Source organism: Vibrio sp. Vb0304 (assembly GCF_033338995.1).
In the GTDB taxonomy this organism is placed as follows: domain Bacteria; phylum Pseudomonadota; class Gammaproteobacteria; order Enterobacterales; family Vibrionaceae; genus Vibrio; species Vibrio alginolyticus.
This window is the reverse complement of record NZ_JAWOTT010000249.1, coordinates 1-1,169: the sequence shown is the minus strand read 5'-3', so window position 1 is coordinate 1,169 and position 1,169 is coordinate 1. Positions and strand designations below refer to the sequence as shown.

The following is a 1,169-nucleotide window of genomic DNA, read 5'->3' as shown; positions in this document are numbered from 1 at the left end:
CAAAGCTCACGCCTTTCAACACTTCCGTATCCAACGAACCTTCTCGGTATACTTTACGAATATCACGACATTCTAATAGCTTATTCATAGCGAAGTGCCTCAGCAGGTTTAACAGAAGATGCTCGGTAAGAAGGATAAACAGTAGCAGCCAGACTCAGAGCAATCGCTAGCACTACCACTAATAGAATTTGGAAAGAATCAATCACAATTGGCAAATGCCCGCCAAAGCTGAACAGAGCCACGCCAGCCGATTCCAAAATGGCGTTGAGGTTGAGTGACAACGCCACGCCAACCGCTCCGCCGACAATAGCCCCAATCACACCACTACTTGCGCCTTGCACCATGAAAATCGTCATGACTTGCGATTGCGTCATACCCTGCGTTTTCAAAATCGCGACTTCAGATTGTTTTTCCATCACCACCATGATCAAAGCAGAAATGATATTAAACGCTGCAACGCCGACAATGAGACCCAGCATTAAGCCCATCATGTTCTTTTCCATTTTCACCGCTTGGAAAAGCTCACCACGTTGTGCACGCCAATCACTCCACTGCCACCCTTCAGGCATCGGTTTATCAGCGAAATCCGTCACCATAAATGGGTCAGAGAAAAACACTCGCCAGCCAGATACGGTATCTTTGGGCAGGCGCATTAACTTAGCTGCATCCGCCATATTGACGATCATAAGCTGACCATCGACAGCCGAACCGGTATTAAAAATACCAGCCACTGTGAAGTTGCGCTGACTAGGGATTCGACCAAGAGGGGTAAACTGCGTGGCGTTTGTCACCATTAAACGAACTTTGTCGCCAATAGAAACCTTAAGAGAGCGCGCTCAACTGTGGCCAAGAAATACTTTGTACTCTCCCGCTTGAAGAGAAGACAAACGACCCGCAATCAAATGGTTGGCAATCGGGTCGCCTTTCTTAGGCTCAATCCCAATCAAATAACCGGCCGTCAGTTGTGCCGAACTTTGAATTACCGCCTCTCCGTGAACAACAGGTTCTGGCTCAGCAACATCCGACATCGCTTGAATGAATTGCGGCGCAGACTCCGTCAGTGGAGTGCGACCATCATGTTGAGAAATCACCGCGTGAGGAAGAACACCAAGAATGCGCTCTTTCAGTTGTGCTTCGAATCCGTTCATAACCGAAAGCACAGTGACCAA

General features: G+C 48.2%; 2 pseudogenes. Both read right to left on the bottom strand.

What is annotated here, in order from left to right:
* Positions 1-88 (bottom strand): annotated as a pseudogene (locus R7P35_RS25400) (lipoprotein-releasing system ATP-binding protein LolD); the annotation flags it as partial.
* A pseudogene (locus tag R7P35_RS25395) lies at positions 81-1,169 on the bottom strand (lipoprotein-releasing ABC transporter permease subunit); the annotation flags it as partial. The pseudogenes R7P35_RS25395 and R7P35_RS25400, both read right to left, overlap by 8 nt.